Origin of the sequence: Fibrobacter sp. (assembly GCA_012523595.1) — a bacterium.
Taxonomy (GTDB): domain Bacteria; phylum Fibrobacterota; class Chitinivibrionia; order Chitinivibrionales; family Chitinispirillaceae; genus JAAYIG01.
In genome coordinates, this window is the sequence record JAAYIG010000189.1 from 1 (window position 1) to 4,922 (window position 4,922).

The 4,922-nt window shown below is 45.1% G+C and carries 3 protein-coding genes; all 3 read right to left on the reverse strand.

The window, feature by feature from the left end:
* Positions 1 to 230: 230 nt before the first annotated feature.
* Complete coding sequence (locus tag GX089_12645; protein NLP03338.1) at positions 231 to 1,319, reverse strand: hypothetical protein; 1,089 nt, start codon at positions 1,317 to 1,319, stop codon at positions 231 to 233.
* An 83-nt stretch (positions 1,320 to 1,402) separates the two neighbouring features.
* Entirely contained in the window at positions 1,403 to 3,898 is a 2,496-nt protein-coding gene (locus GX089_12650) for a DEAD/DEAH box helicase family protein (GenBank protein NLP03339.1), read from the reverse strand.
* 208 nt (positions 3,899 to 4,106) lie between these two features.
* Complete coding sequence (locus GX089_12655; protein NLP03340.1) at positions 4,107 to 4,901, reverse strand: hypothetical protein; 795 nt, start codon at positions 4,899 to 4,901, stop codon at positions 4,107 to 4,109.
* Positions 4,902 to 4,922 lie beyond the last annotated feature (21 nt).

Sequence of the window (4,922 nt, forward strand, 5' to 3'; positions counted from 1 at the left end):
CTAACGAAACTGGAAACTACCGCAGTTTTGCCGAACATTGCCTTGAAGAAACGGTCATGAGGAGTTTGCAGCCGTTTTCTTTTCATGAAAGGCAATATACATGAGGGAAGAATTGTCAGAAATGAAAACCACCGTTCTCAAAATTGGACCGGTATCGGTTTCTGAAATTGTGTTCTCATCTCAACTGCACTGTAAAAATTAAACCAAATTATAATTGCAGATGATTCCTGTTATGGCAATCTGATGGCTTTTTTAACTGTTATCTCTCTGAGGTGCTTTTTAGTGCTTTTCCCCAGAACACGTCCGAGGAGATTGTATTCCTCTTTGGAAAACACTTTGAGTTCAGATCTGTTTTTATTTACAACAGTGTATTTTGTCAGCACAGATGTAGTCCCCGGATCGATCTCCCTTACAGTTACTTTTTTATAATCTGCACCATCTCCATCAGTACGCATCAGTATAGTACCATGTCCCTCGGTAATGATAGTGTGGGGATCACTATAGCTGCAGCCAGTAATGGTGCCGGAAGCCGCAGGCCAGTTACCATCATCTATGACCTCACCAACTTTTTCCCATTTACCACCATCAGTCGCCTCTCCGTTGGTTGTGCTGTCAATAAAGAGCTCGAGTTTGACCTTTGAGTCATTGTCAATGTTGTAAACCAGATATTTCATTCCTATCCAACGGTTTTCAGGCAGTTGCCTGCCTCCCCAGAGAGGTGCCTGAGTGTGGAAACCTCCGCTGCTCCAGTAATCACTGGAAGGATGCTTGAGTTCTTTCTCAAAATCCCACTTACCATCATGACGGAACCTGGCATAATAGGTAGTAGCATCGCAATCATCACCACCACTAGATCCATGTCCGAGGGGACCGCTGCGGACACCTACTACCATGCCCCCGTAATTAGCTCCTGATGTTCCGATACGGCGGTAATAGCCTGTGAATTCGACATTGAGAAAAAACTGACTGCTGCCCTTTGTTGTCCGTAAACTATTGATATGAAAGCGCGGACCACCGCCGCTCATATTCATCACACCATTTCCGTCTATCTGGAATCCATTTGTGCCGGCACTGTGATCCTCTGTCCAGTCTGTCGGATCATAAGGGTCTCTTGCATACCGTACATTCCTCTCGATACCATTCCCCCAGTGTGCTGAATTCCACTCCCGGCTCCCTTCCTTAGTCGGGTAGAACCTGGTGATTCCGAAAGTGTCAGTTCCAAAAGGGGATTCCTGAGCAGAAAGTAAGCTTAACTGGCTTAACTGGCAGATTATCATCACAAGAGTCATCATCACTGTTTTTGTTTTTTCAAACAGCATTATGCAGCCTCCTGCTTTAAAGATGGTTCATACCTGATTATCCAATTATCCCTGGGGAAGTTCAATTTTATGCAATATTTTTTTTACCCGAAGAGCCCAAGCATATTATCAATAGTCAATTGTTTGAAAAAAGAGGTTTCGGTTTGGATCACACTGTCTGTAAGTAATCTCTTTTTCTCCTGCAGTTCCATTACCCGCTCTTCGATCGAATCCTTTGTTATCATCTTGTAGACGAAAACAGTCCGGGTCTGCCCTATTCTGTGAGCCCTGTCCGAAGCCTGGTTCTCGACCCCTGGATTCCACCATGGATCAATATGGATCACATAATCCGCTCTTGTCAGATTAAGTCCGGTTCCCCCTGCTTTAAGGCTGATAAAGAAAACAGGTCCACCGGTACCGTTCTGAAACCTGTCTACAACACTTTTTCTATCCCTTGTGGCTCCAGTGAGTATTTCGCTGGATATTCCGTATCCTGATATCATCTTTCTGGTCAGTTCAAGTACTTTGACAAATTGGGAAAAGACAAGTACCCTGTGGCCCTCACCGGTAATCTCCTGTATCCTTTCGCACACCACTCTCAGTTTGCCAGAATCACCGCTGAAAGAGGGCTCCACAAGCACAGGATGACAGCAGATCTGCCTAAGCCTGAGCAGTCCTTCGAGTATCTGGAATCTCGACCGCTCGATGTCATCGTTTTCAATGGATTTCTGAACTCTGTTCCTGTAGATATCACGTGTAATTTCATAGAGTGTCCTCTGTCTGGGGAGCATCTCCGTATAGATAACGATCTCGTTTTTCGGCGGGAGTTCCTTTGCTACCTGCTCTTTTGTTCTCCTTAGAATAAAGGGAAAAATCAGTTTGCGGAGAGAATCAGCGGCATATTCATTTTGATCTTTATCGATCGGTCTGATGAAGTTTTCAGCGAAACTTCTCAGTGTTCCCAGTATTCCCGGATTAAGAAATGAAAAGAGAGACCATAGCTCAGCCAGATTGTTTTCTATGGGTGTGCCGCTAAGAGCCAGACGATATGAACCTTGCAGTTCTTTTACAACCCGGCTTATATCCGATGTTGGGTTTTTAATCGCCTGCGCCTCATCGAGAATTATATAATGGAAATTTTTCTCTTTCAGTTTTTCGATGTCCCTGAGGATGGTTCCATAAGTGGTCAAGACTGCATCAGCCATATGCATCACACCCAGATATTGCTCTCTTCCCGGTCCATGATAGAGTAGCAGACTGAGTTCCGGGACAAACTTTTTTGCCTCTCTCTGCCAGTTAAACAGTAGTGACGCGGGTACGATGATCAGTGACGGCTGGCCGCCCCCCTCCTGTTTTTCATTCAGAAGCAGTGCTAATGTCTGAACAGTTTTTCCAAGCCCCATGTCATCAGCCAGACACCCTCCGAATCCATACTCTTTCAGGAAATAGAACCAGTCATACCCGGCAGCCTGATAGGGTCGCATCTCTGCCTTAAAGCCTGATGGGACTCTTTTTTTGCAGACCCCCGAGAAATTACGGAAAGCAAGCCTTTTCTGCTCAAACTCCGCATCCGCTCTCCTCGTATCAGCCATTTCGAAGAGTTGATCAGCTATCGGGAGATGAGCAGGTCTGGCTCTTAAAACCTTCTGAGATTCATCGGTCTCAAGAACAGAAAATATTGCCGCAAATCTCTCCAGCCACTCTTCCGGAATAATCCCCGATGAGCCATCACTCAGAAGTACAAACCGGCTTTTTTCTTTTACTGCTTTTATCAGCGCTGCAAGTGATGCATGAATTCCTCCGACACTCAGAGATACTTCACAGTCAAATATTCCCTCCCTGAAAGTAACTGCCACACTGAGTTTAGGCGCTGTGCTGCGTGCGTTAATAGTTCTGAGATTCTCCTGCCCGTATATTTCAAAACCATCACCCGCGATCCTGGGAAGTTCCTGAAGAAGCCAGATTCTTGAATCTCCGGATGGGGTAAATACACCGGTCTGGTATCTCACGAGATCGTATTCCGCAAGACGTGAACTGATCGAAGTCTCCCTTGCCCTGGAGCGGATCACTTTGTATACTATCCCGTTTTCCTCAGGTACCAGTCGGTAGCTCGATGAATCAAAGCGCGAAAACTCTACTGTTCCATTCAGGTATGCAAAACGAAGTTCCACCAGAAGCATCAGATCACTCTCAGAGAGGTACAGACGAGGTCTGGGTTTCTCTCCTGCTACTTCGATGACCTCAGGCGGTTCTTCTTCAGGCTCATCGGAAATCTCCTGATTTCCTGAGCTATCTTCCTCCAGTGAGTTCCAGTCAATACCAGTTTGAATGGCATTTGAAGAGTTTGCAGCAATCATTACCGCTATAACATGTTCACATGCCCCGCCAAGGGAAAACCCGCAGTTACAGTCAAACCTTAGGACACCATTTTCCCTGCTTATTACGACTCTGAAAAGCCTCTCCCCCTTTACTCCGGCAATGATATCATCTCCGGAGAAGTGCAGTCCGGAGACACACTTCTTTTCAAAGCACCGCCTGCCATTTTCAATAACAGGCCCGAAAGCGATTTTGTGAATCTCTTGTTCGCTGAAGATTGCCACTGAGAACTGATCCGGGACTATAAATGGTATTTAGATGCAAAGAGGAAATTTCAGACTCTTTATCACTATTTGAAACCAATGGAACCTTATTAACCAAACAATCAGGGTAGAAAAAATAGCTCATGGAGGGCTATAAAGCAGCACAGGAATTCCTTTCAAAGCATGTAATCCAGGGAAAAGAGGCTGTTTAGCAGATCCCGAGAATCTGTCAGGGTATCAAATTTAATTTAGATGTTTCCAATCCCGCTATCTCATCCGATACTTTTGATTTGCGGTTGATTTTCTGGACCCACTCCCTGAAAACCAGAAGCGAGGCATCATCGCCATCAATGCGAAAATTAGGCTCCCCCGCTTTGTTTTCATTGAACCAGAAAAACACCTCAAAGCATCCATTTGTATCGAAAAACTCCAGAAAATCGCGGAGCCACTGATATCTGCGAGGATCGCTTGGGCATCCTATCTCAGCAATCCACATGGGCTTACCAAAATTCATTAAACCGGCAATTGAACCGGAATAGACATCGTAAAAGGATTCCCATTGATGATACTTAGTGTGGTTGTCACCAAAATTATACCCATCAAGGGCAACTATATCTACATATTCATACCCCGGGTAGTAAGGAAGAATGTCTTTTTCGAATGTCATATCTCCCCATACCACCGATGGACTGAAAACCCACTCCACATTGTCTGCTTTCTCTTTCTTGAAGATTTTCCAGGCATGGCGCCACGCAGTGACAAACAATCTTTTTTTCTGTCCCCAGGAGAACCAGTCCCCGTTCATTTCGTATCCAAAACGATAGTACACCTTGTAATCCAGATCACGGGCATGACGGGCGAATCTTCGCAGGTAATCATCCCATTTCCCATCGACGATCTCTTTCAGAAGCTGTTCATTTTTCTCAGGAGTAAACTCAACAGAGGCAATATCCTGATTGATAACTGTATAGATTCCAAGCTTTTTATTGTGCTCAGCGATATGTACCGGAAAATCATCTCCCATTTGAAGATACCAGAGAACATA

Bases quoted from the DNA above. Each gene is read 5' to 3' on its own strand.
- GX089_12655 (NLP03340.1), bottom strand. From the start codon at position 4,901: ATGGGAGATGATTTTCCGGTACATATCGCTGAGCACAATAAAAAGCTT.
- GX089_12645 (NLP03338.1), bottom strand. From the start codon at position 1,319: ATGCTGTTTGAAAAAACAAAAACAGTGATGATGACTCTTGTGATGATA.